Origin of the sequence: Nonomuraea solani, from assembly GCF_900108335.1 — a bacterium.
Taxonomy (GTDB): Bacteria; Actinomycetota; Actinomycetes; order Streptosporangiales; family Streptosporangiaceae; genus Nonomuraea; species Nonomuraea solani.
Genome location: NZ_FNVT01000025.1, coordinates 1 through 24,208, shown reverse-complemented (window position 1 = coordinate 24,208; position 24,208 = coordinate 1). Strand labels below are relative to the sequence as shown.

General features: G+C 70.9%; 22 protein-coding genes. 12 read left to right on the top strand and 10 right to left on the bottom strand.

Annotated features, from left to right (window positions below):
* The first annotated feature begins 171 nt into the window (after window positions 1–171).
* Window positions 172–1,422, top strand: coding sequence for a pentapeptide repeat-containing protein (locus tag C4V41_RS50870; RefSeq protein ID WP_160150677.1), 1,251 nt, complete (start codon window positions 172–174; stop codon window positions 1,420–1,422).
* A 339-nt stretch (window positions 1,423–1,761) separates the two neighbouring features.
* Here C4V41_RS50870 and C4V41_RS50865 read toward each other — a convergent pair whose 3' ends face one another.
* The 3 genes from C4V41_RS50865 to C4V41_RS50855 are packed head-to-tail and all read right to left on the bottom strand — an operon-like array spanning window position 1,762 to window position 2,865.
* Window positions 1,762–2,196 (bottom strand): SRPBCC family protein, encoded by a 435-nt coding sequence (locus C4V41_RS50865; RefSeq protein WP_103963389.1) that lies wholly within the window; start codon window positions 2,194–2,196, stop codon window positions 1,762–1,764.
* Window positions 2,186–2,515: an ArsR/SmtB family transcription factor gene (locus C4V41_RS50860; protein ID WP_103963297.1), complete on the bottom strand. Its 330-nt coding sequence runs from the start codon at window positions 2,513–2,515 to the stop codon at window positions 2,186–2,188. Before C4V41_RS50860 ends, C4V41_RS50865 begins: the two co-directional genes overlap by 11 nt.
* On the bottom strand, window positions 2,512–2,865 hold the full coding sequence (locus C4V41_RS50855; RefSeq protein ID WP_103963296.1) for a VOC family protein: 354 nt from the start codon (window positions 2,863–2,865) through the stop codon (window positions 2,512–2,514). Before C4V41_RS50855 ends, C4V41_RS50860 begins: the two co-directional genes overlap by 4 nt.
* Before the next feature lie 107 nt (window positions 2,866–2,972).
* Here C4V41_RS50855 and C4V41_RS50850 point away from each other — a divergent pair, with 107 nt between their 5' ends.
* A complete protein-coding gene (locus tag C4V41_RS50850; protein WP_103963295.1) occupies window positions 2,973–3,635 on the top strand; it encodes a permease prefix domain 1-containing protein in 663 nt (220 codons plus the stop codon).
* Here C4V41_RS50850 and C4V41_RS50845 read toward each other — a convergent pair.
* The gene (locus C4V41_RS50845; RefSeq protein ID WP_103963294.1) at window positions 3,613–3,969 is read right to left on the bottom strand and encodes a PadR family transcriptional regulator; all 357 of its coding nucleotides are present in this window, start codon (window positions 3,967–3,969) and stop codon (window positions 3,613–3,615) included. The genes C4V41_RS50850 and C4V41_RS50845 overlap by 23 nt on opposite strands.
* 59 nt (window positions 3,970–4,028) lie before the next feature.
* Between C4V41_RS50845 and C4V41_RS50840 the strand changes: the two genes are divergently transcribed.
* The 8 genes from C4V41_RS50840 to C4V41_RS50805 all read left to right on the top strand — a co-directional run bounded on the left by C4V41_RS50840 (window position 4,029) and on the right by C4V41_RS50805 (window position 11,993).
* Window positions 4,029–5,195, top strand: a complete 1,167-nt coding sequence (locus C4V41_RS50840) for a cytochrome ubiquinol oxidase subunit I (RefSeq protein ID WP_103963293.1) — start codon at window positions 4,029–4,031, stop codon at window positions 5,193–5,195.
* Window positions 5,196–5,204: 9 nt separating this feature from the next.
* The gene (locus tag C4V41_RS50835) at window positions 5,205–5,969 is read left to right on the top strand and encodes a cytochrome d ubiquinol oxidase subunit II (protein ID WP_103963292.1); all 765 of its coding nucleotides are present in this window, start codon (window positions 5,205–5,207) and stop codon (window positions 5,967–5,969) included.
* Between the two features lie 6 nt (window positions 5,970–5,975).
* Entirely contained in the window at window positions 5,976–7,679 is a 1,704-nt protein-coding gene (gene cydD, locus C4V41_RS50830; RefSeq protein WP_103963291.1) for a thiol reductant ABC exporter subunit CydD, read from the top strand.
* On the top strand, window positions 7,676–9,352 hold the full coding sequence (cydC, locus tag C4V41_RS50825; RefSeq protein ID WP_235030899.1) for a thiol reductant ABC exporter subunit CydC: 1,677 nt from the start codon (window positions 7,676–7,678) through the stop codon (window positions 9,350–9,352). Before cydD ends, cydC begins: the two co-directional genes overlap by 4 nt.
* Before the next feature lie 83 nt (window positions 9,353–9,435).
* Entirely contained in the window at window positions 9,436–10,062 is a 627-nt protein-coding gene (locus C4V41_RS50820; RefSeq protein WP_103963289.1) for a transporter, read from the top strand.
* Entirely contained in the window at window positions 10,059–10,382 is a 324-nt protein-coding gene (locus C4V41_RS50815; RefSeq protein ID WP_235030898.1) for a winged helix-turn-helix domain-containing protein, read from the top strand. The genes C4V41_RS50820 and C4V41_RS50815 overlap by 4 nt, the downstream gene beginning before the upstream one ends.
* A complete protein-coding gene (locus C4V41_RS50810) occupies window positions 10,379–11,260 on the top strand; it encodes an ABC transporter ATP-binding protein (protein ID WP_103963288.1) in 882 nt (293 codons plus the stop codon). The genes C4V41_RS50815 and C4V41_RS50810 overlap by 4 nt, the downstream gene beginning before the upstream one ends.
* Window positions 11,253–11,993, top strand: coding sequence for an ABC transporter permease (locus tag C4V41_RS50805; RefSeq protein WP_103963287.1), 741 nt, complete (start codon window positions 11,253–11,255; stop codon window positions 11,991–11,993). Before C4V41_RS50810 ends, C4V41_RS50805 begins: the two co-directional genes overlap by 8 nt.
* 102 nt (window positions 11,994–12,095) lie before the next feature.
* On the opposite strand, the gene C4V41_RS50800 is transcribed toward C4V41_RS50805, so the two are convergent.
* The 6 genes from C4V41_RS50800 to lon all read right to left on the bottom strand — a co-directional run bounded on the left by C4V41_RS50800 (window position 12,096) and on the right by lon (window position 20,514).
* Entirely contained in the window at window positions 12,096–13,346 is a 1,251-nt protein-coding gene (locus C4V41_RS50800; RefSeq protein WP_103963286.1) for a S1C family serine protease, read from the bottom strand.
* Window positions 13,347–13,498: 152 nt separating this feature from the next.
* Window positions 13,499–15,034 (bottom strand): AMP-binding protein, encoded by a 1,536-nt coding sequence (locus C4V41_RS50795; protein WP_103963285.1) that lies wholly within the window; start codon window positions 15,032–15,034, stop codon window positions 13,499–13,501.
* A gap of 105 nt (window positions 15,035–15,139) precedes the next feature.
* Window positions 15,140–15,967 (bottom strand): MetQ/NlpA family ABC transporter substrate-binding protein, encoded by an 828-nt coding sequence (locus C4V41_RS50790; RefSeq protein ID WP_103963284.1) that lies wholly within the window; start codon window positions 15,965–15,967, stop codon window positions 15,140–15,142.
* 9 nt (window positions 15,968–15,976) lie between these two features.
* Complete coding sequence (locus tag C4V41_RS50785) at window positions 15,977–16,633, bottom strand: methionine ABC transporter permease (protein WP_200824811.1); 657 nt, start codon at window positions 16,631–16,633, stop codon at window positions 15,977–15,979.
* Complete coding sequence (locus C4V41_RS50780) at window positions 16,630–17,583, bottom strand: methionine ABC transporter ATP-binding protein (RefSeq protein ID WP_103963283.1); 954 nt, start codon at window positions 17,581–17,583, stop codon at window positions 16,630–16,632. Before C4V41_RS50780 ends, C4V41_RS50785 begins: the two co-directional genes overlap by 4 nt.
* Window positions 17,584–18,153: 570 nt before the next feature.
* Window positions 18,154–20,514, bottom strand: coding sequence for an endopeptidase La (gene lon / locus C4V41_RS50775; RefSeq protein WP_103963282.1), 2,361 nt, complete (start codon window positions 20,512–20,514; stop codon window positions 18,154–18,156).
* Window positions 20,515–20,691: 177 nt separating this feature from the next.
* Between lon and C4V41_RS65975 the strand changes: the two genes are divergently transcribed.
* Window positions 20,692–23,160: a histidine kinase gene (locus tag C4V41_RS65975; RefSeq protein ID WP_160150676.1), complete on the top strand. Its 2,469-nt coding sequence runs from the start codon at window positions 20,692–20,694 to the stop codon at window positions 23,158–23,160.
* Window positions 23,157–23,816 (top strand): response regulator, encoded by a 660-nt coding sequence (locus C4V41_RS50760; RefSeq protein ID WP_103963280.1) that lies wholly within the window; start codon window positions 23,157–23,159, stop codon window positions 23,814–23,816. Before C4V41_RS65975 ends, C4V41_RS50760 begins: the two co-directional genes overlap by 4 nt.
* Window positions 23,817–24,208 lie beyond the last annotated feature (392 nt).

Below are 24,208 nucleotides of genomic sequence, written 5' to 3'. Positions count from 1 at the left end.
GTTACAACATTAAATCGTCGAACCTTGACATGGACGGCATGCGGGTATCACCCATGCATGGACTGGGTCACCTGTGCGTACTCGGCTGCCTGCACCGGAATCGCTAGCCGTCCGTCCGGCTTCTGCCTCGCTCATCTCACGCCCGAGCAACTCGGCGAGACGATCGGCGACATGTCCCCCCGCCGCCTGCTCGACCTGCGCGGCACGACCGTCAACACCGATCTGCTCTCCCGGCTGCTCGACGCCACCGGCGGCCGGCTCGGCCGGACCCGGCTCGACCGGGTCAGGTTCACCGGCGACGTCCGGCTGTCCGGCGTGACGTTCACGGGCGACGTCTCGCTCGACGGCGCCAGGTTCGACCGGCTGGCCTCGTTCTTCGGCGCGCGCTTCGAGGGCAACGTGTCGCTGGCCGGTGTCCGGTTCATCCGCGAACTGTCCTTCCACGGCGTCACCGTACGCGGGCACGTCTCGCTCGACCGGGCCATCATGTCCAGGGACGCGCTGTTCGACCAGGCCGTGTTCGGGCACGGGCTGTCGTGCGAGCGGGCCAGGTTCGACGGCTACGCCACCTTCGACGGGGCCCGGCTCGGCGACGGGGCCGCCTTCAGGGGGGCGCGCTTCGGCCGTACTCTGTCGTTCCGCAAGGTCAGCGGGCATGCCGGGTTCGAGGCGGCGCACTTCGCGGCGGACGCGTACCTGTCGGCCACGGGCCGGCTCTCGGCGGCCAGGGCGCGCGCCGACGGGCTGCTCGACGTGGCGGTCGCCCGGTGCGGCGTGGACCTGCGCGGGGTGGAGGTGGCGGGCGCCACGACGCTGCGGCTGACCGACTCGCAGGCCGACCTGGAGGGCGCGGTCCTGCGCGGCCCGGCCACCGTGACCGGGCGGGGCAACTCCATGCTGACGTCGCTGCGGCAGGTGGAGGCGGCCAGCCTGGCGCTGTTCGGGCTGGACCTTTCCGGGTGCAGGTTCGCGGGGCTGACGTATCCGTCCGGGGTGCGGGTCAAGGACTGCACGTTCGCGCTGACGCCGCGCGGGGTGCGGATGAGCCTGCGGTGGCCGCTGCTGCGCTGGTTCTCCCGCCGGCGGGTGCTGGCCGACGAGCACACCCTGCACGACCGGTCGGGCTGCGGGGATCCGGCGGCCTCGGCGGACGGGCTGGCCACGCTCTACGCCGGGCTGCGGCCCAGCGACCAGGCGACGTCGGCCGACTTCGCGTTCGCGGCCATGCAGATGCGCCGCCAGGCCGGGCATCGGTGGTGGTTGTCGCTGTCGTGGCTGCTGTGCGGGTACGGCATGCGGATGGGGCGGGCGGCGGGCTGGTTCGCCCTGCTGGCGGCGATCGTCACGGCGGCCGTCCTGTGGAGCACGGCCTCCCACGCCGACCACGCCGCCGAACCCACCCCACCGGCCATCCACCCCTGACCGCCTTTTGCTCCCACCGCACTTCGGCACAGGTCCTTCAAGGGGGAGGGGGTACGGCGGTCAGCCCACGGCCGCAGGACAGGAGGGCCCGCAGACCGATCAGTCCACCGCCGCCGGACGGGAGGGGCACCGGCCGGCCGACCCACCGCTCCCGGACGGGAGGAGGCACGACCCGGCCGGGCCACCACTGCCGGACGGAACGGAGGCACGAGCCGGCCGGGCCACTGCCGCCGGACGCAGGGCCGTCTCACGGCTGCCGGATGGGATGACGGTGACGCCGAGAGGCGCATGTCGGAGGGAAGTCCGTTCTTCGAAGGGACCCGGGCCGGACGCCGGTGGTCAGAATTCGGCGGCGATCTCCGTGATGACGTCGAAGTGGCGGGGCCAGCCTCCGCCCATGATGCGCCGGGACAACTGCTGGACCTCGTCGTCCGGGTCGAACCCCTCGTGGTCCAGGAACAACCGGGTGCCCCGGCCCTCGGGTTCGAGGCGCCAGGTGACCGTCCAGTCGGCCCGCTTGCCATCGCTCCAGCTGATCCGCAGCAGCTCCTCCGGTTCGATCCGCAGCACCTCACAGTGCACCACCCCGTCGAAGCCCACCTTCTTCTTGGGCGTGGTGGTGAAGGTGAAGCGGTGCCCCACCTCCGCCTTGAAATCGTTGGGCATCAGCCACCGGGCCACCAGCTCAGGCTCCGTCAGCGCCCGCCACACCTTCGCGGGCGGATGCGGGATGAACTGGTCGAGCCGGATCGCCCGCAGGTCTTCAGGAGCCATCGTCATCGTCCATTTCGTTCAGCAGGGTCGTCAGGTCGGCGAGCTTCTCGCGCCAGAACCGCTCGTACGGCGTGAGCCAGTCGAGGATCTCCATGAGCGGCGCCGGCTCCAGCCGGTAGTGCCGTTCGCGGCCCTTGCGGCTCTCGGCCACCAGCCCCGCGTCCCTGAGCACCTTGAGATGCTCCGACACGCTGGGCCTGCTCATGTCGAACCGCTCGGCGAGCCGCCCGGCGGGCTGGGCCCCCTCGTCGAGCAGCAGGCGCAGCAGCTCGCGCCTGGCCGGGCTGGCCAGCGCGGTGAAGACGTGGTCGGCCGTCAAACGGAGCTCACCACGAACCCGTTGCCGAAGGGGTCACGGAACAGGAGCTGACGGCCCCACGCCTCTTCGGTCGGCCCCGTGCAGCCGACCTCGTGCTCGCGCAGCCGGACGGCCAGCGCGTCGAGGTCGGGCGAGCCCACGACCAGGCCGCCGATCGGCGCCATGTCCGGGAACCAGGAGGCCAGCAGCAGCGTGGTCTCGGCGCCCTTGGGCGCGACGGTGAGCCAGCGGCCCATCGGGAACGGATTGTCGGAGCGCACCTCGAAGCCGAGCACGCCGGTGTAGAAGTCGAGCGCCCGCGCCTGGTCGGCGACGGGCACGGTGACGGTGAGAAGGGAGGAGACGAGCATGTCAGCCACTATATGTAGGTTTTTTCCTACGTGACAACCCAGGCCCCCGAAATATCGGGGAGTTCCCTGATGGGACCCCTAGGGCTCCCCCTTCTAAACTTGATCCCATGCGCATCGACGACTACGTGGCCGAGCTCAGCGGCGCGCTGGCCGGCCCGCAGGGGCCCAAGCGGGATCTGGTCGTCGAAGCGCGCGACAGCCTGACCGACACGGCCGACGCGCTGGAGGCCGAAGGGCTGGACCGGGCCGAGGCGGAGCGGGTGGCGGTGGCGGAGTTCGGGCCGGTCGCCGAGATCGCGCCCGGCTACCAGGCCGAGCTGACCGCCTCGTCGGGGCGGCGGCTGGGCGTGCTGCTGTTCGTCAGTGTGCCGCTCACCGTGGTCATGTGGTCGATGCTCTGGCGCGCCTACCCGCCCTCGGGCGAGACGTGGGCGAACGTCCCGGCGTGGTTCGGGCCGGTCTCCCGGCTGCTCGACCTCGTCCAGCTCGGCACCGGCCTGTACGGCGGGCTCGCGCTGTTCGCGCTGAGCAGGGGCGCCCGGTGGATCGGCCACCCGCGACTGGTGACCAGGTCGCTGGGCGTGCTGGTCTGGACCTCGCTGCCGGTCACCGCCGGGCTGAGCCTGCTGCTGTCGTACGGCACCGAGGCGCCCAACACGCTGGCCACCCTGCCGGGCACGCTGGCCAACCTGGTGACCTCGGCCGTGTGGGGCCTGCAGATCTACGCCGCCACGCGCTGCGTGACGATCACGAAGGCGTCCCGCCACTGAGCCCCAGGCCGGCCGTCTCGGCGCGCAGGACGCTGCCGATCACGGTGGTGAACTCCTGCCAGGCCGACCGCTCCCCCTCCAGCCGTTTGCGGCCCGACTCGGTCAGCCGATAGGTGCGCCGCTTGCGCCCGCCCACCGTCGCCCACTCGCTGGAGAGGTAGCCGATGCGCTCCAGCCTGCGCAGCGCCGGATAGACGGTGCCCGTGGGCACGTTGAGCGCGCCACCGCTGCGCTCGAGCAGCGCCTCGATGATGGCGTAGCCGTGCAGCGGCTCCCGTTCCAGCACTGAGAGCAGCAGCGCGTCCATGTGCCCGCGCAGCGCGTCCGGATTCATGACCTCGATCCTAGACACCCGTCCGTCATATAGACAGCCTACATGTAGACTGTCTACTTATGGACGTACTCGACCTGGCACGTACGCAGTTCGCGGTGACGAGCAGCCTGCACTTCCTGTTCGTCGTGCTCACGCTCGGCCTGGCGCCCCTGGTGGCGATCATGCACACCCGCTGGACGCGGTCCGGCGACCCGGTGCACGAGAGGATGACGCGGTTCTGGGGGCAGATCTACGTCATCAACTACGCGCTGGGCATCGTCACCGGGCTGGTGATGGAGTTCCAGTTCGGGCTGTCGTGGAGCGGTCTGTCCCACTACGCGGGCGACGTGTTCGGCGCGCCGCTGGCGATGGAGACGCTGGTGGCCTTCTTCCTGGAGTCCACGTTCCTGGGCCTGTGGATCTTCGGCTGGGGCCGGCTGCCCAGGAGGCTGCACCTGGCGTGCATCTGGCTCGTGACGCTGACCGCGTACGGGAGCGCGTTCTTCATCATGGTGGCCAATTCCTTCCTGCAGAACCCGGCCGGCGCCGTCCTGCGCGACGGCCGGCTGGAGCTGGCCGACGCCGGTGCCCTGTTCACGAACAAGGCGCTGATCTTCGCCCTCCCCCACGTGCTCGGGGCCGGGCTGTTCACCGCCGGGATGGTCCTGGTGGGGGCCAGCGCGTACCGGCTGCGGCGGCGCGCCCCCGAGGTGGAGTTCTTCACCCGGTCGCTGCGGATGGGCGTGGTCACGGCGGCCATCGGGATCTTCCTGACCATGGGCTTCGGGTACGCGCAGTTCGCCGTCGTCGACACGGACAAGTACAGCACCAACGTCGGGTCGGCGATCTCGCTCGCGATCATGATGGAGTTCGGGCAGTTGCTGGGCCTGATCACGCTCTTCGTGATGCTGCCGATGATCCGCTCCCTGCACCGGCGCCGCTGGACGCACCCGATCCTGATCGCGATGACGCCGCTGCCGTTCGTGCTGGCGATCGCGGGCTGGGCCTCCAGGGAGGTCGGCCGGCAGCCGTGGATGATCAACGACCGGCTCACCGTGGCCGACGCCATGTCGCCCGGCCTGACCTCCGGCATGGTCACGGCCTCGCTCATCGGCTTCGTCGCCGTGCTGGGGCTGCTGGCGGTGGTCGACTACGTCCTCATCGCCCGGATCGTCAGGCGCGGGCCCGGCGGCCTCGATCTCGGGGCGACGGCCGGCGAGCCGCGTCCCGCCGCACTGAGCTACTGAGGGGTACTCATGGAACTGCTGTGGTTCGTCTTCTTCGCCGTGCTGCTGACCGGCTATTTCGCGCTCGAAGGGTTCGATCTGGGCGTCGGGTTGCTGCTGCCGCTGCTGGGCAGGACGCGCGAGGACCGGGATCGGATGGTGGCCGCCGTGGCGCCGTACGTGCTGGCCAACGAGGTGTGGCTGGTCGCGGTGGCGGGGACGCTGTTCGGGGTCTACCCGCTGCTCGAAGGCGAGGTGCTGTTCACGCTGTATCCGCTGGTGGTGGCCATGCTGCTGTGCTGGGTGCTGCGCGACGCCGGGCTGTGGTTCCGCCGCAGGCTCGACGGCCGCGCGTGGCGGGGCTTCTGGGATGGAACGATCGCGTTCGGGTCGTTAGGGCTGTCGGCCGGGTGGGGAATGACCCTGTACGCGGCCGCGACCGGATTCACCGCCTCGCCCGTGCACCCGGTCGGGCTGATGCTGGGCCTGGTGGTGACGCTGCTGTTCGCCTTCCACGGATGGACGTTCCTGGGCTGGCGGACGCCGGGGACGTTCGGTGCCACCCGGTCCGGGCGGATGCTCGTGCTGTCGGGGCTGGTGGCCGCGCTGCCGGCGGCGGGGGTGCTGGCGGGGGCGCTGCCGTACCTGCTGGAGCACAGCGCGCCCCCGGCGTCGCTGAATGTGCTCAGTGTCATGGTGTTGCCGTTCGCGCCGATCATGCTCGGCGCGCAAATATGGGTATGGCGCACTTTCCGGCCAGGGAAGGACGCCTTCCGGGTCCCGTCGTTCTTCTGAGGTCACGTGCACAAGGATCTCCTCGCGCTGATGCGGGCCGAGCGCTCCGTCCGCCGCCACCTGGGCGTCACCATGGCCGCCGCGATGCTGGCCGGGCTACTCGTGCTGGTGCAGGCGGAGTTGCTGGCCGGGGTGCTGTCCGGCAGGTTCGCCACGGTCGCCCTGGCCGGGCTGGCGGTCGTGGTCGGCGTGCGCGCGCTGCTGGCGTGGACGCAGGGCGTGTTCGCCGGGCGTACCGCGACCGGGGTGAAGTCGGCGCTGCGCCACCGGCTGCTGGAGCGGCTGCGCGAGCTGGGGCCCGGCAGGCTCACCGAGCACCGCTCGGGCGAGCTGGTCACGCTGACCGGGCGCGGCCTGGACGGGCTCGACGCCTACCTGACCGGCTATCTTCCGGCGATCGCGGTGGCCGCGGTGGTGCCGGTGGCGGTGCTGGCCCGGCTGTTCGCCGCCGACCTCGCCAGCGCCGTCATCGTGCTGTTCACGCTGCCGCTGATCCCGATCTTCGGGGCGCTGGTCGGGATGACGACCAAGGCCGTCACCGAGCGGCAGTTCGTGGCGCTGTCGCGGCTCGGCGGGCACTTCCTCGACGTGGTGCGCGGGCTGCCCACCCTGCGGGCGTTCGGGCGGGCCCGCCACCAGGCCACCGTCATCCGGGAGGTCGCCGACGCGCACCGGGGCGCCACCATGCGGACGTTGCGGGTGGCGTTCCTGTCGTCGCTGGTGCTGGAGCTGTGCGCGTCGCTGTCGCTGGCGCTGGTGGCGGTGCCGATCGGGCTGCGGCAGCTCGGGGGGTCGCTGGATCTGACCACGGCGCTGCTGGTGCTGCTGCTGGCGCCGGAGGCGTACCTGCCGCTGCGGGCCATGGGGACGCGCTTCCACGCCTCCATGGAGGGCGTGGCGGCCGCCGACGCGGCCTTCGCCGTCCTGGACCGCTCGGCCGACCCGGCCGGCCGGCCCCGCTCCACGGCTCGGAAGAGCGCGGGCGCGGCGGCTCCGGAGATCCGGCTGGAGAACGTGACCGTCCGCTACCCCGGCCGCGACGGCGCCGCGCTGGAGGACGTGTCGCTCACCATCGCGCCCGGCGAGCGGGTCGCCCTGGTGGGTGAGAGCGGCGGGGGCAAGAGCACGCTGCTCCACCTCGTCCTCGGCTTCGTGCGGCCGTCGGCGGGCCGGGTCCTGATCGACGGTACGGACCTGCGCGACCTCGACCTCGCGAGCTGGCGGGCCCGGCTGGCGTTCGTCGCCCAGCGCCCGCACCTGTTCGCCACGTCGGTCGCCGGCAACATCCGCCTGGGCTCGCCCGCGGCCTCCCTGGAGGAGGTCCGGCGGGCGGCCACGGCGGCGCACGCGGACTTCGTGAACGACCTGCCGCAGGGGTTCGACACCGTGGTGGGCGAGCGCGGCACGAACCTGTCGGCCGGCCAGCGGCAGCGGATCGCGCTGGCGCGGGCGTTCTGCCGCCCGGACGCCGCCGTGCTGCTGCTGGACGAGCCCACGGCCCGCCTCGACGGGCGCAGCGAGGCGGCGGTGGTCGCGGGCACGTCCGACCTGGCCCGGGGCCGCACTGCCGTCATCGTGGCGCACCGGCCCGCCATGATCGACCTCGCCGACCGCGTCATCCGCGTCCACGAGGGACACGTCGTCTCGGACACCACCCGCGATCTCATGGACCAACGACAGGTGACGGGGCACGAAGGGGGACGGCGATGAACCGGCGGATGAGGGTACGGCTGCTGTGGGCCGTCCTGGCCGGGGCGGCGGCCGATCTGGCCGGGCTGGGCCTCATCGCGGCGGCGGCCTGGCTGATCACCCGCGCCGCCGAACAGCCGCCGCTGGCCGCGCTGAGCGTGGCGATCGTGGCGACCAGGGCGTTCGCCACGAGCAAGGGCGTGTTCCGCTACGCCGAGCGCCTCACCGGCCACGACGTCGCGCTGCGGGCCCAGGCCGGCACCCGGGAGCGGCTCTTCGAGGCCCTGATCCCGCCCCAGCGGCCCCGCCACGGCGGCGCCGACCTGCTCTCCCGCATGGTGGACGACACCGAGGCCGTCCAGGACCTGCTGGTCCGCTGCCTTCTGCCCGCCACGGCGGCGGGCATCGCCGGGCTGGCCGCCGTGATCGTCGGGCTGACGATCCTGCCCGTGGCCGCGCTGGCGCTGGTGGCGGGGCTGGTGGTGGCCGGGGTGCTGCTGCCCGCCGGTACGGCCGCCGCGGCCCGCCGCTGGTCGGCCAGGATCGCCCCGGCGCGGGCGGCGCTGGCGGGCCGGGTGGCCGACCTGGTGCACGGCTCGGCGGACCTGGCCGCGTACGGCGCCGACGACGAGGCCCTGGCCAAGGCCCTGGCGGCCGACGAAGCCCTGGCCGCGCTCGAACGCCGTCAGGCCCGCGTGCACGCCGCCGCCCTGGCCGGCGGCACCCTCGTGCAGGGGCTGACGGTGGCGGGGGTCGTCCTGCTCGCCCTGGGGGCGGGCACCGGCTCGGTGGGCACGGCCGTGCTCGCGCTGACCTCGCTGGTCGCGTTCGAACCGGTGCTGCCGCTGGCGGCGGCCGGCGAGCGGATGGCGGGCATCACGGCCGCGCTCAGGCGGCTGCGCGAGGTCCGCTCGGCCACCCCGGCGATCGCCGAGCCGCCCGCGCCCGCCGCCCTCCCCGAGGGCCCGCTGACCATCGAGATCGACGACCTCGTGGTCCGCCACGCCTCCGATCACAAGGCGCTGGACGGCGTGTCGCTGCGGCTGACCCCCGGTAAGCGGGTGGCGATCGTCGGGCCGAGCGGGGCCGGCAAGAGCACGTTGCTGGCCGTCCTCATGCGCCTCGTCGAGCCCGAGTCGGGCAGCGTCAAGGTCAACGGCGTCGACCTCACCGACCTGGCGGGCGACGACGTACGGACGCTGATGACCGGCCTCACCCAGGACCCCTACATCTTCCGCGCCAGCCTCCGCGACAACCTGCGCCTGGCCGGGCCCGACGTCGGCGACGAGCGGCTGACGCGCGCGGTGCGGGACGCCCGGCTGGACACGTGGGTCGAGCGGACCGGCTGGGACGCCGAGCTGGGCGAGGACGGCAAGACCGTGTCCGGCGGCCAGTTGCAGCGGCTGGCGCTGGCCAGGGCGCTGCTGTACGACCCGCCGGTGCTGCTGCTGGACGAGCCCGCCGAGGCGCTCGACGAGGAGACGGCCGACCGGCTGATGAACGACCTGCTCGACGTCACCCGCGACCGCACCACCCTGCTCGTGACGCACCGCCTCAAGGGGCTGGAGCCGGTCGACGAGGTGGTCGTGCTCGAAGAGGGGCGCGTCGTCCAGCGCGGCCGTCATGACGAGCTGGTCGCCGTCCCCGGCTACTACCGCGACCTGTGGGAGTCCGAGGTCCTCACCAGGCGGTAAGCCCTTCCCCCGTGCACACGGCTTGAGTTGGCGACGCAATCTGGTTTACATTACAAACCAGTTTGCAGCGACGAGGAGTTTGCATGGTGGAAGACGACCGGCCCGCCTCTCCCGAGGAGATACTGCGCGTCATCGAGGAGCAGAGCGTCGCCACGACGAAGCAGCTGCACGGAGACCCGCTGCTCCTCTACGTGCCCTGGGGCATCTCCTGGGTGCTCGGCTTCACCGCGATCTTCCTCCACTACGGCCTCGACGGCCGGTCCCTGGCGCCGATCGCCCAGATGCAGGGCGTGGCCGTGCTGCTGAGCGCCCAGATGGTGGCGGGGGCGGCGGCCGCGTACGGGATCGTGAAGATGAACAGGCTGGTGCGCGGCGACAGCTCCGCGCGGGGAGCGATGTTCGGCTACGCCTGGTTTCTCGGGATGATGCTGATGGTCATCCTCTGCGTCAGGCTGAGCCCCCTGCTGCCGGTCGACGAGCGAGGGCTGCTCTGGGCGGGCACGTCACTCCTGGTGGTGGCCGTGCTGCAGATGGCCGGCGGCGCCATCTGGCTCAACTGGCCGATGTTCTTCAGCGGCGCCTGGGCGGCGGGCGTCAACGCGCTGGGCGTGCTGCTCGGCCCCGGCTGGCACGCCCTGCTGGTGGCCGTACTGCTCGGGGGCGGGTTCATCGCCCTGGGGCTGTGGTTGCGGCTGCGGCGCCAGACGTGACGGCCGACAACGCGCTGCCCGATCTCGACCCGGTGATCCACGCGCAGGCGCGGCTGCGGGTGGTCGCGGCGCTCAACGTCCTCGGCGACGGGGACGAGATGCCCTTCAACGCGATGAGGAAAATGCTCGGCATGACCGCCGGCAACCTGTCGGTGCACCTGACCAAGCTGGAAGACGCCGGTTACGTGCGGATCACCAAGACGCACAAGGGCCGCACGCCCGTCACGTTCGTGGCACTCACCAAACGTGGACGGCTGGCCTTCGAGGACTACACCAAGGCGATTCGCGCCCTGCTGGACAACGCCGGAGGACATCAATGACGATTCTCGCCAGAGCGATCGAGGTCAGCCGCCGCTACGGCGGCGTGCAGGCGCTCGACCGCGTCTCGCTCGACATCCGGGCGGGCGAGCTGGTCGGGCTGCTCGGGCCCAACGGCGCCGGGAAGTCCACTCTGATCAACCTGTTCGCGGGGCTGCGCCGGCCGACGTCCGGCACGGTCGAGCTGCTGGGCGGCTCGCCGCACGACCCGGTCATGCGCCGCGGCATCGGCGTGACCCCGCAGGACACAGGGATGCCCGAGACGTTACGGGTCGGCGAGATCGTCGACTTCGTGTCGGCGCACTTCCCCGACCGGGCCGACAAGGGTGAGCTGCTGGAGCGCTTCGGCCTCAGCGACCTGATCAGACGCCAGGTCGGCGGCCTGTCCGGCGGGCAGAAGCGGCGGCTGGCCGTGGCGCTGGCGTTCGTGGGCAACCCGCGACTGGTGTTCCTCGACGAGCCCACGACCGGCCTGGACGTCGAGGCCAGGCGCACGCTGTGGGAGGGCATCAGGTCCTTCCACGAGGGCGGCGGCACGGTGCTGCTCACCAGCCACTACCTGGAGGAGATCGAGGCCCTGGCCCAGCGGGTCGTGGTGGTGGGGTCCGGCCGGGTGCTGGCCGACGACACCGTCAGGGCCGTACGCGACATCGTGGGCGTGCGCCGTGTCTCCCTCGCCGCCGCGAACCTGCCCGAGCTGCCCGGCGTGCTCGGCGAGGAGCGCGAGGACGGCCGGATCCACCTGGTGACCACCGACCCCGACCGGCTGGTCGTCGAGCTCGTACGCAGTGGCGCGCCGTTCTCCGGCCTGGAGATCAGGCCGACCACCCTGGAGGAGGCCTTCCTGGCCCTGACCGCCAAGGAGTCCGCGAATGTCTAGCCTGGTCGCCGCCCACACCCGCTATCTCCTGATCGAACAGATCAGGGTGCCCATCGGCCTCCTGGCGAGCGCGTTCTTCCCCGCCGTCACGCTGGTGGCGTTCGTGATCCCGTTCTCGGCCGACAAGCCCCAGGACGCGACCATGTCGACGGCCTCGCTGATGTTCTTCGGCGCGATGTCGGGGGCGCTGATGACACTCAGCATCAACGTGGCCCAGGACCGCGAGCTGCCGTGGAACCCCTACGTACGCACGCTGCCGGCCGGCGCGTTCCCCCGTTTCACCGGGCGGATGCTGGCCACCGTCGCCACCACCCTGGTCTCGGTGATCCCCGTGCTGCTGGTGGCGGAGTTCTTCACCGAGGCCACCATCACGCCGGTCAAGTTGCTGCTGGGGCTGGGCGTGATCCTCGTGGGCATCGTCCCGTTCGTCCTGATGGCGCTGTTCCTCGGCTTCACGCTGACGTCCAAGGCCGCGATCGCGGTGTCGCAGATCCTGCTCTTCCCGATGGCGATCTTCGGCGGGCTGCTGCTGCCGCCGCAGATCCTGCCCGGCTTCATCGAGGCCATCTCCCCCTACACCCCGGCCAGGGGTGTGGCGGAGCTGCTGTGGGCGGTGACCGCGGGGACCACTCCGAACACGGTGGCCCTCGTCATGCTGGCGGTGTGGACCGTGGTCGCGGCGATCGCCGCGACCTGGGCCTACCGCCGGGACGAGGGCCGGCGATTCTCCTGAGGTCTCCTGAGGTCTCCTGAGGTCTCCTGAGGAGAAATGGGGGGGTGTGCCGCCGAGTCCGCAGCGATCTCGACGGCACACCCGTCCATGAGGGGGTCCTGTTTACTTCTTCTCAGCGAGGGTGACATCGACCGTGGCGGCCTTGCCGTCCCTCATATATGTGATCTTGACCTGTTGGCCCGGTTTGAAACCTCTGACCTGCCCGACAACCGTATCGCCCGCGTCAACCGCCTTGTCGCCGATCTTCGTGATCAGGTCGCCCTGCTGCAGCCCGGCCTTCTCGGCCGGGCTTCCCTGCGTCACCTGGCTGATGAGAGCGCCGGGCACGTCGCCGGTCGCGTCCGTGACGCTCACGCCCAGGAAGGCGTGGCTGACCTTGCCGCTGCTGATGAGCTGCTCGGCCACCTGCTTGGCCATGTTGACCGGGATGGCGAAGCCGACGCCGCCACCGGCGGCCTCCGAGGCGATCGCGGTGTTGATGCCGACGAGCTGGCCCGCGGCGTTCACCAGCGCGCCGCCGGAGTTGCCCGGGTTGATCGAGGCGTCGGTCTGGATGGCGCCGCCGATCGTGGTGGGGGCGCTGCTCTGCTCCTGCTGCTGGCCCCAGCCCGGCGGGATCTGCTGCCGCTGCTCGTTGCCGAGGGTCAGCGTGCGGTCGAGCGCGCTGATGATGCCGGCGGTGACGGATCCGTCGAGGCCGAGCGGGCTGCCGATGGCCAGTACGGCGTCGCCGACCTTGAGCTGGTCGCTGTCGCCGAGCGTGGCCTTGGTCAGCCCGGAGACGCCCTCCGCCCTGATGACGGCGAGGTCGGTGGTGGGGTCGGTGCCGACGACGGCGGCCTTGGCGGTCTTGCCGTCGCTGAACTTGACGGTCATCCCACCGCCCTGCCCGGTCGCGCCCACGGCCACGTGGTTGTTGGTGAGGATGAGGCCGTCCTCCGACAGGACGACGCCGGAGCCCTCTCCCGTCTGGCCCTGGATCATCACGACCGTCGGCTGCACCTTGGCCGCGACTTCGGAGACGGTGAGCTGGTCGGAGGCCGGCTTGAAGGCGGGGCTGGGCGCGCTGGCGCTGGTGAGGACGGGGGTGGGCTGGAGCGAGGTGGCGACCACGGCTCCCACGGTGCCGCCGCCGATGGCCATGGCGGCCAGGGCGAGCCCGGCGATGGCCTTCTGACCTGCGGTGAAGCGCGCCTTCTTGGGTTCGGCGGGCGGTGGGGGCGGCAGTTGCGGCATGATGTGGGTGTCTCGTCGGGGGAAGCCCCCGGCGGCCGGCGGGGTGGTGCCGAACTGGCTCCACCCACCGGTGCCCTGCTCCTCAGGGCCCTGCTCGCGAGGCTCGTTCGCGTTCATCTGTCATCTCCTCAAGTCCCGATGACCCAAGAGTGCCAAGAGGCGCGTAAGACCTGGTTAAGCAGGTGATCCGATGGGTGGGCGGCCCCTGACGCCGGCCTTATCGATCGAGGTCGGGGCGGGGTCGGAAGCCATGAAAAGATACGGAAAAGTTATCTACCGGCTGGCCAGTATTCGTCCCTGAGCAGCCTCTTGTAGAGCTTGCCCGTGGGATGGCGGGGCAGCTCGTCGCGGAAGTCGACCGACTTGGGGCACTTGTAGTGGGCCAGGCGCTCCCGGCAGTACGCGATCAGCTCCGCCTCCAGCCCCGGCCCCGCCTCGGTCGCGGACACCGGCTGGACCACGGCCTTGACCTGCTCGCCCATCTCCTCGTCCGGCACTCCGAACACCGCCACGTCGGCCACCTTGGGGTGCACCGACAGCACGTTCTCGGCCTCCTGGGGGTAGATGTTCACACCACCAGAGATGATCATGTACGAGCGGCGGTCGGTGAGGTAGAGGAAGCCGTCGGCGTCGAGGTAACCGATGTCCCCCAGCGTGGTCCAGCCCCGGCCCTGCGGGTCCTGGGCGGAGCGGGTCTTGCCGGGGTCGCCGTGATACTCGAAGCGGCCGCCGTTCTCGAAGTAGATCGTGCCGTGCTCGCCCGGTGGCAGGTCGTCGCCGTCCTCGTCGCAGATGTGCACGATGCCGAGCAGAGAGCGGCCGACCGTGCCCCTGTGCCGCAGCCAGTCCTCGGGGCCGACGTAGAGGAAGCCGTTGCCCTCGGTGCCCGCGTAGTATTCGTGGATGATCGGGCCCCACCAGTCGATCATCTGTTCCTTGACGGGGACGGGGCAGGGGGCGGCGGCGTGGATGGCGTGCGTGAGCGACGAGATGTCGTACTTTTTCCGGATTTCTGGTGACAGCTTGAGCATCTTGATGAACATCGTGGGGACGAGCTGCGAGTGCGTCACCGCATACCGCTCGACCAGCGCCAGATACCGCTCCGGATCGAAGCGCTCCATGACCACCACCGTGGCGCCGAGCCGCTGGAACGTCAGGCTGTAGCGCAGCGGGGCGGCGTGGTAGAGCGGCGCGGGCGACAGGTAGACGCTGTCGGCCGACGGCGCGAAGAGCCCCTGGATGAGCTTGAACAGCAGGCCGGGATCGTCCAGCGGCCCGTGCTCCGAGGCCAGCTTGACACCCTTCGGGCGGCCGGTGGTGCCGGAGGAGTAGAGCATGTCCATGCCCTGGCACTCGTCGGCGATCGGGGTGACCGGCCGGCCCGCGACCGCCTCCTCGTACGACTCGAAGCCCTCGGCGACGCCGTCCAGCATCAGCCGCAGCTCGACGCCGGGCGTGGCGTCGGTGATCGAGGTGGCGACCTCGGCCAGGTCCGCGCTCGACAGGAACACCCGGGCGCCGCAGTTGCCGACGATGTAGGCCAGCTCGTCGGTCTGGAGCCGCGAGCTGACCGGCGTGTAGTACAGGCCCGAGCGGTGCGCGGCCCAGGCCACGGCCAGGAAGAGAGGGTGGTTGGCGAGCATGAAGGCGATGTGGTCGCCGGGCCGCAGGCCGGCCGCGCGGAAGAGGTGGGCCAGCCGGTTGGACTCCTCGTCCAGCTCGCGGTAGGTGATGATCCGTCCGGAGCCCGCCATGATCACAGCGGGCTTGTCGGGGGTGACTGCTGCGATGGCTCCCGGATGCATGATCAGAACACTATTCTGTCGCTCGGCCGCCACGCCAGCGAGCCGCGACCCCGCTGCCGGGGTCGCGGCTTTCGAGTTTTCCTACTGCTTTCGCACTGGGCCTTCCTACTGGGCCGGGATGACCGACCCCGCGTACTTCTGCTGGATGAAGTCCTTGACCTTCTGGTCCTGCAGGAGCTTGCCCAGGGTCACGATGTTCGCGTCCTTCTCGTGGCCTGCCGGGACGACGAGGCCGTTGACGTACGGGTTGCCCTCGGTCTTCTCCAGCACCAGCGCCTGCGAGGCGGGCTTGAGCCCGGCCTCGATGGCGTAGTTGCCGTTGATCACGGCGGCGTCGACGTCCTCGAGCGAACGCGGCAGCTGGGCCGCCTCAAGCGGCTTGAACTGCAGGTTCTTCGGGTTGTCCGTCACGTCGCGCTCGGTGGCGGCGGTGCCGACGCCGTCCTTGAGCTTGACGACGCCGTTGTCGGCGAGCAGCTTGAGCGCGCGGCCCAGGTTCGTGGCGTCGTTGGGGACGGCCACCGTCGCGCCGGAGGCGAGCGCGGAGACGTTCGTGAGCTTCTTGGAGTACAGGCCCAGCGGCTCCAGGTGCACCGGCGCGACGAAGGTCAGCTTCGTGCCCTTGGAGGCGTTGAAGTCGTCCAGGTACGGCCTGTGCTGGAAGTAGTTGGCCGTGAGCTGGCCCTCCTGGAGCTGCACGTTCGGCTGCACGTAGTCGGTGAACTCCACGACCTCCAGCTTGAGCCCGGCGGCGGGGGCCAGGTTCTGCTTGACGAAGTTCAGGATCTCCGCGTGCGGTACGGGGTTCACGCCGACCTTCAGCACCGTGTCGGCCGACTCGGCACTCTTGGTTTCGGTCGCGGGCTGCGACGTACCGCATGCGGCGAGCGACAGAGCCAGCGCGGCAGCACCTACAAGGCGGTGAAATTTCATGATTTTTCCTTACTTATGCGATAGGCGCCGAGCGACCCAGTCGCCCAGGCTCTGCAGGAGTTGCACGAGCACGATCAGCAGCACGACGGTCACGATCATCAGCAGCGTCTCGAACCGCTGGTAGCCGTACCGGACGGCCAGGTCGCCCAGCCCGCCCCCGCCGAGCGTGCCGGCCATGGCCGAGTAGCCGATGAGCGCGACCACCGTCACGGTGAGCCCGGCCACCAGGCCGGGCAGGGCTTCGGGCAGCAGGACCTTGCGCACGATGGTGGTCCGGCTCGCGCCCATGGCCTGGGCGGCCTGCACCACGTCGGCGCCGACCTCCCTGAGCGCGGTCTCGACCAGCCGGGCGAAGAACGGCACCGCTCCGACGGTCAGCGGCACCACGAACGCGGCGGTGCCGATGGTGGTCCCGACGACGAGCCGGGTGAACGGGATGATCGCGATCATCAGCACGATGAACGGCAGCGACCGGCCGATGTTGACCACGAACCCGAGCACCGACTTCAGCGCGGGCAGCGGCCGCAGGCCGTCCCGGTCGAACGCCACGAGCGCCACGCCCAGCGGCAGGCCGAGCAGCACGGTGAACAGCGTCGCCCAGCCGACCATCTGCGCCGTCTCCAGCGTCGCCGGCCAGAGCAACGGCAGCATCTCTTCCCAGGTCACGCGGCCTCCTCGACGATCAGACCGGATTCACGCAGGTACGTCAGCGCCGCGGGGGCCTCGTCGCCGGCCAGCGCGACCCGCAGGCGGCCGACGGAGCCCCCCGCCAGGTCCTCGATGGAGCCGCCGAGGATGCTGAGGTCCACGTCGAACTTGCGCACCACCTCGGACACGACCGGCTGCCGCGGGTCCCCCGTGAACGTCAGCGTCACCGACCCGGCGGGCGCGGGCTCGGGCAGCGGGAAGATCTCCCTGGTCAGGCGGGATCCAGGGGTCCTGATGAGGTCGCCGATGGCGCCGGACTCCTCGATGCGGCCGCCGGACATGATGGCGACCGAGTCGCAGACGGCCTTGACGACGTTCATCTCGTGGGTGATGAGCAGGATCGTCAGGCCGAGTTCGGTGTTGAGGCGCTTGAGCAGCGCCAGGATCGACTGGGTGGTGGCCGGGTCCAGCGCGGAGGTGGCCTCGTCGGACAGCAGCACGTCCGGGTTGCCGGCCAGCGCTCGGGCGATGCCCACGCGCTGCTTCTGGCCGCCCGAGAGCTGATGCGGGCGATCCTTGCCGCGCCCGTCCAGGCCGACGAGGTCGAGCAGTTCGGCGACGCGACGCTCGCGCTCGGCCCTGGGCACGCCCATGACCTCCAGCGGGAAGGCCACGTTGCCCGCGACGGTGCGCGAGGAGAGCAGGGCGAAGTGCTGGTGGATCATGCCGATGCGCTGCCTGGCGCGGTTCAGCGCGCCGCTGCCCAGCGCGGTCAGGTCCTGCCCCGCGACGGTGACGGTGCCGGCCGTCGGGCGTTCGAGCAGGTTGACGCAGCGCAGGAGCGTACTCTTGCCGGCGCCGCTCTGGCCGAGCACGCCGTAGATCTCGCCTTGGCGCACGTGCAGGTCGACGCCGTCGAGTGCGACGGTCGTGCCGTACTGCTTGCGCAGGCCTGAAGCCTGGATCACGGAATTTCCCCACGACTGAGAGCGGCCGGGGCCGCGGAAACTTACATCACCGGAAGCGAAGGCCAGGGGTCAGCGGGTGCCGGGGTGGAAGGGCAGGTGGGTCAGCCTGCGCAGCACGAAACCAGGTGCGATCATGACGGCCTTCGAGGAGAACGGGCGGGACGGGGTGCGCTCAACGGGCAGGCATTCGCCCCATACACATGCGTCGACACGCGGCGTCCTTGGGGACGCGGTGGAGTGTCGGGTGTGCCTCGTTCACGCCGTTGTTAACGACGGGAGAAGATCCCCCTATTCCCCGTCGGGATCGTGATCTGCGTCACGACCTGGGGAAAGCTGGGGTGGCGGTGGCTTGAGCAGGCGCAGACGACGGCACCGGGGGCCAGGTGTTCACCACGCGGGGGGCCCACTGCGCGCGCGTGACGGCGCCCGGCCCTGTGGCGGTCAGAGGGCGTATTCCTGGAGGTCGCCGGCCATGTGCGGCGGGTGGCGGTGCCGGTGGCAGCGCGTACAGGATGAAGGGTTTTGAGCATGAAACCGCCCCGCCGCGGAACTGCGGCGGGGCGGCAGGGATCAAGCGGCGACCGAAGAAGTCACCTGGGCGGGCGCGAGGGCGAGGTCGAGGACCTCGCGGACGTCGCTCACCGCGTGGATGGTGAGCTCCTTGCGGACCTCCTCGGGCACGTCGTCCAGGTCCGGCTCATTGCGGGCCGGGATGAGGACGGTGGTGATGCCCGCCCGGTGCGCCGCCAGCAGCTTCTGCTTGACGCCGCCGATCGGCAGCACCCGCCCGGTCAGCGAGATCTCACCCGTCATGGCCACGTCGCCGCGGACGAGCCGGCCCGACAGGAGCGAGGCCAGCGCGGTCGTCAGCGTCACACCCGCCGAGGGGCCGTCCTTCGGCACCGCGCCCGCCGGGAAGTGCACGTGCACCGACCGGTCCTTCAGCGCCGTAACCGGCAGCTCCAGCTCCGCGCCGTGCGAACGCAGGTAGGACAGCGCGATCCGCGCCGACTCCTTCATCACGTCGCCGAGCTGACCGGTCAGCGTGAGCCCGGTCTCGCCTGTCTCAGGGTCGGCCAGCGACGCCTCCACGTAGAGCACGTCACCCCCGGCCCCGGTGACCGCCAGGCCCGTCGCCACGCCCGGCACCGAGGTGCGCTGCTTGGCCTCGGGCAGGGACGACTCCGGCACGAACCTCGGCCGTCCGATGTAGCCCACCAGATCCTCGTCGCCGACGGTGACGGGCAGTTCGTCCTTGGCCGTCACCTTGCGCAGGATCCGGGCGACCGCCCGCTCCAGGGAGCGGACGCCGGCCTCGCGGGTGTATTCGGCGGCCAGCCTGCGCAGCGCGGAGTCCTCGACCTTGACCTCGTCGGCCGTCAGCCCGGCCAGTTCGAGCTGCCTGGGCAGCAGGTGGTCGCGGGCGATCGAGACCTTCTCGTCCTCGGTGTAGCCGTCGAGGGTGACGACCTCCATGCGGTCGAGCAGCGGGCCGGGGATGGCTTCGAGGACGTTGGCCGTGGCCAGGAACAGCACGTCGGACAGGTCGAGCTCGACCTCGAGGTAGTGGTCGCGGAACGTGTGGTTCTGCGCCGGGTCGAGCACTTCGAGCAGGGCGGCCGTCGGGTCGCCGCGGTAGTCGGCGCCGACCTTGTCGACCTCGTCGAGCAGGACGACCGGGTTCATCGAGCCGGCCTCGCGGATGGCGCGGACGACCCGGCCGGGCAGCGCGCCGACGTAGGTGCGCCGGTGGCCGCGGATCTCGGCCTCGTCGCGTACGCCGCCGAGCGCGACGCGTACGAACTTGCGGCCCATCGCGCGGGCCACGGACTCGCCCAGGGACGTCTTGCCGACTCCGGGAGGGCCGGCCAGCGCCAGCACGGCGCCGCTGCGGCGGCCGCCCACCACGCCGAGGCCCTTGTCCTGGCGGCGCTTGCGCACGGCCAGGTGCTCGATGATGCGGTCCTTCACATCGTCGAGGCCGGTGTGGTCGGCGTCGAGCACGGCCCGCGCGCCCGCGATGTCGTAGTTGTCCTCGGTGCGGTCGTTCCACGGGATGTCGAGGACGGTGTCGAGCCAGGTGCGGATCCAACCGGTCTCAGGGGACTGGTCGGAGGTCCGCTCCAGCTTGTCGACCTCCTTGATCGCGGCCTCGCGCACCTTCTCCGGCAGGTCGGCGGCCTCCACGCGGGCGCGGTAGTCCTCCTCCTCGGTCTCGGCGGAGTCACCGTTGAGCTCCTTGAGCTCCTTGCGCACGGCGGCCAGCTGCTGGCGCAGCAGGAACTCCCGCTGCTGCTTCTCCATGCCCTCCTGGACGTCCTTGCGGATCGTCTCGGCGACGTCGAGCTCGGCGAGGTGCTCGCGGGACCACTCGATCAGCCTGGCCAGCCGCTCGGCCGGGTCGGCGGCCTCCAGCAGCTCGACCTTCTGCGCCGTGCTCAGCCAAGGGGTGTAGCCGGAGCTGTCGGCCAGCACCGACGGGTCGTCGATCTGGTTGACCTGGTCGACCACCTGCCAGGCGCCACGCTTCTGCAGGATGGTGGTGGCCAGGGCCTTGTACTCCTTGGCCAGCTCCTGGGCGCGCTCACCGGCCGCGACGGTGTCGATCGTGTGTGCCTCGACCCACAGTGCGGCGCCGGGCCCGGTCGTGCCGGTGCCCACGCGGACGCGGTTGACGCCACGCACCACGGCGGCGGGCTCACCGCCCGGCAGCCTCCCGACCTGCTCCACAACGGCCTGTACGCCGATGGCGCCGTAACGACCGTCAATCCGGGGAACGAGGAGGACCTGCGGCTTGTTGCCACCAGATGCACGGGCCGCGTCTATGGCGGCGCGCACCTCGGAGTCGGACAGGTCCAGCGGAACCACCATGCCCGGCAGGACGACCTCGTCGTCGAGCGGCAGGACCGGGAGGATCAAGCTCTCACTCATGCGAACTCCAAAGGGTTGAGTTATACCGGCTCAACTCATCGGAGCCTGGCGGTGTTCCCTTCATTGCCGATGTTCGCTCACGGCGATCGTAATCATGTAAGCGACACCTTCGAGTGACCCCGCGAATCAAACCTTGGGGTGATGTGAACGGGGCCCTCCGCTCGTAACCTTGGCCGGGTGATCCTCGTCCAGCGCGCCCGCCGACTCGGCCAGGCGCTCTCCCGCCGGCGCCCTTGGCGCAGCGCCCGGCAGTCCTCTGCCGGGGCCGGGGACACGCATGGCGAGACGGCGGTCGGCGAGGTCCTCGACGGTGGCGAGCCGGCTCGCGGGGCCGGGGCATCGGACGGCAAAGGCACCTCCGGGGCCGGTTCCGGAAGGCGACGCGACGAGAGCGGAGCCGAACGGCCAGGCAACGAGATCTCCGACGCGGGGAAGGCCGAAAGGCCAGGCGACGAGATCCCCAGCAGGATCGGACCCGGCCGGCCAGGCGACGAGATCCCTGACACGACCGGCCCCGGAAGGTCACCCGACGAACTCCTCTACAGAACCGGATCCGGGAGGCCGGGCGAGAAGATTCCTGACACGACCGCGTTCGGCGAGCCGGGCGACGAGATCCCCGGCGGGGTCAGGTCTTCGGAGCCGGGTGGCAGGGACACCGACAGGGGCCCTCACAGGATCGGGGCCGACAAATCCGAGACCGACGGGATCAGGGCCAACGGGACCCGGACCGACGCAACCTCGACCGACGGGACCCCGACCGACGGAGCCCGAACCAACGCAACCCCGACCAACGGGACTCCGACCGACAGGACCCGGGCTAGAGGGTCGAGGCGGTGGGGTGGGCTGGTCGAGGGGGCCGGGCGGGCGATCCTGCTGCCGTTCAGGCTGGCGTTGCTGCAAGGGGACGCCGATCCACCGCCCGCCTCGCGCCGGTTGACGTTCGCGGTGCCTCGGTGGCTCGGAGCGCTGGTCCCGTTCAGGACCTACAACGTGACCCAGGTCGCCGACGTCGTCCTGGCCTTCGTCATGTACGGGCTCACGATCTCCATGATGCTCGACTGGAACCTGCGGGCCGCCGTCGCCTACGACCTCACCCGCACCGTTCCGGGCCCTGTCCCCCTCATCTTCCCCTACCTGGCCGCGCTGGGCGTCTCGGCGCCCATCGCCCTGCGCGACCGCTGGCCGCTGGCCGCCTGGCGGGTCGCGCTCGTGATGCTGCCGGTCGTCATCTGGGTGGCGAGCAGGCTCGAAATGGGGTCACCGCCCTACCCCATACCGGCGATCATCATGTACCTGATGGTCCTCTACTCGGTCGCCGTCCGCTGTGACCGCAGGATCACGCTGGCCGTCTGGATCATCACGGTCCTCATTCTCTGGATCGTCCATCCCAACTCGATGCCCCTCAGCACCGTCGTCGTGTCGGTGGCGGTGCTGTTCGGCTACAACGTCCGGGTACGCCGTACCGCCACCGACCGGCTGGTCCAGGAGGAGCTGCGTACTCAGCAGGCCGAGAGCGCCCAGGCGGTGCTGGCGGAGCGGGCCCGCATCGCCAGGGAACTGCACGACGTGGTAGCCCACCACATGTCGGTGATCGCCATTCAGGCGGAGGCGGTGCCGCTCAAGGCGGCGGGCGATCCGGCGCAGCTGGAGGCGGGCTTGGCCGAGATCCGGGGCCTGTCACTGGAGGCGATCGCCGAGCTGCGCCAGGTTCTCGGCGTGCTGCGCGACCACGAGGGCCGTACGGACACCGCGCCCCAGCCGGGACTGGACCGGATCGACGAACTGGTCACCAACGCCCGCGCCGCCGGGCTCTCCGTGCTGGTCGAAAGGTCGGGCTCGCTCGACGGGCTGCCACCGGCGGTGGGGCTGTCGGCGTACCGGATCGTGCAGGAGTCGCTGTCGAACGCGATGCGTCACGCACCCGGCGCGACCGTCACCGTGGACATCACACGCAAAGAGAACGAACTCCGACTACACATCACCAACGGCCCCGCCACAAACCAACCTGTGCCTTCCACAGGCACAGGACGGCGTCCCACACCCACCGGAACAGGGCCGGGTGCGACACCCACCCGGGCAGGACGCGCCTCAACGTCGAGCGGCACGGGGCGGGCGACCGGTTCTGCCGGGACCGGCCGAACCGGGGGTCCCTCCGGGGGCGGACAAGTCGGCGGTTACTCCAGTGGCGGCCGAACCAGCGGTCCCTCTAGCGGTGAAGGCCGAATCGGCGACCCCTCCAGCGGTGGGCGAATCGGGGAGTTCTCCAGTAGCGGCCGAGCCGGCGATCCCTCCACCGGCGGCCGCGTCGGCGATTCCTCCGGTGGCGGGCGAGGCGGCGATTCCTTGGCTTCCGGATGGGGGGCGGGTTCTGTTGGCGCCGGGCGAGCCGGGAGCGCCGTCGGTGGCGGGCGAAGCGGGGATTCCCTGGCCGCCCGGCGGGAGGCCGGTTCTGCTGGCGTCGGGGGCTTCATCAGTCATGGGCGGGCGGCAGGGGCTTCCGGTGTGGGGCATGGGAGCGGGCAGGGGCTGGTGGGGATGCGGGAACGGGCCGCTCTGCTGGGTGGGACGCTGGACGCCGGGCCCGCTGCGGATGGAGGGTTCGAGGTACGCGCCACACTGCCGATCACCGAGAGGGAGAGTAGTTGATCCGGGTTCTGATCGCCGACGACCAGGGAATGGTGCGTACGGGCTTCACGGTGTTCCTCAGCGCTCAGCCGGACATCGAGGTCGTGGGCGAGGCCGCCGACGGGCGGGAGGCCGTGGAGCGGTCGGCGGAGCTGGCTCCCGACGTGGTGCTCATGGACGTGCGGATGCCGGTCATGAACGGCCTTGAAGCGACCAGGGAACTCCTGGCCCAGGGCGGCGGGGCGCCGAAGGTGCTCATTCTGACGACGTTCGACCTCGACGACTACGTTTACGAGGCGTTACGGGCGGGGGCCAGCGGGTTCCTGCTCAAGGACGCCTCCGCCACGCAACTCGCCGAGGCGGTCCGGGTGGTGGCGGCCGGGGAGGCGCTCATCGCGCCGGCCATCACCAAGCGGCTGATCACCGAGTTCGCCCGGCTCGGCGGTCCCAGGGCCGCATCGGGCAGGCGGCTCGACGAGCTGACCGACCGGGAGTCGGAGGTGCTCTCCCTCGTCGCTCAGGCGCTGTCGAACCAGGAGATCGCGGAGAAGCTGTTCGTGGCGGAACAGACGGTCAAGACCCACGTGGGGCGGGTGCTGACGAAACTCGGCCTGCGCGACCGGGCCCAGGCGATCGTCTTCGCCTACGAAACGGGCTTGGTCCGGCCAGGCGAGTGACCGCCTGCCGAACTCGGGTAAGCGAACGCCTGCCAGGCTCGGGTCAGAGGACGCCTGCCGGGCTCCGGTAAGCAAACGCCTGCCAGGCTCCGGCAAACGAACACGTGCCGGGCTCCGGTGAGCGAACACCCGCTGGACTCGGGTAAGCGAACGCCTGCCAGGCTCCGGCAAACGAACGCCTGCCAGGCTCGGGTAAGCAAACGCCTGCCGAGCTCGGGTCAGTGCACGTCTGCTGGACTCGGGTGAACGAACGCATGACCGGAGGGCGCCCCCGCAGTCGGGGGGTGGCCAAGTGGCCAGGCAGCGCCCGGTGGCCTGGGCGGCGCCGAAGCCGGGTGGCCGGTGGCTGGGGTGGCATAGGTGGGTGGGTGGTTCGGGGGTGGGTGGTTCGG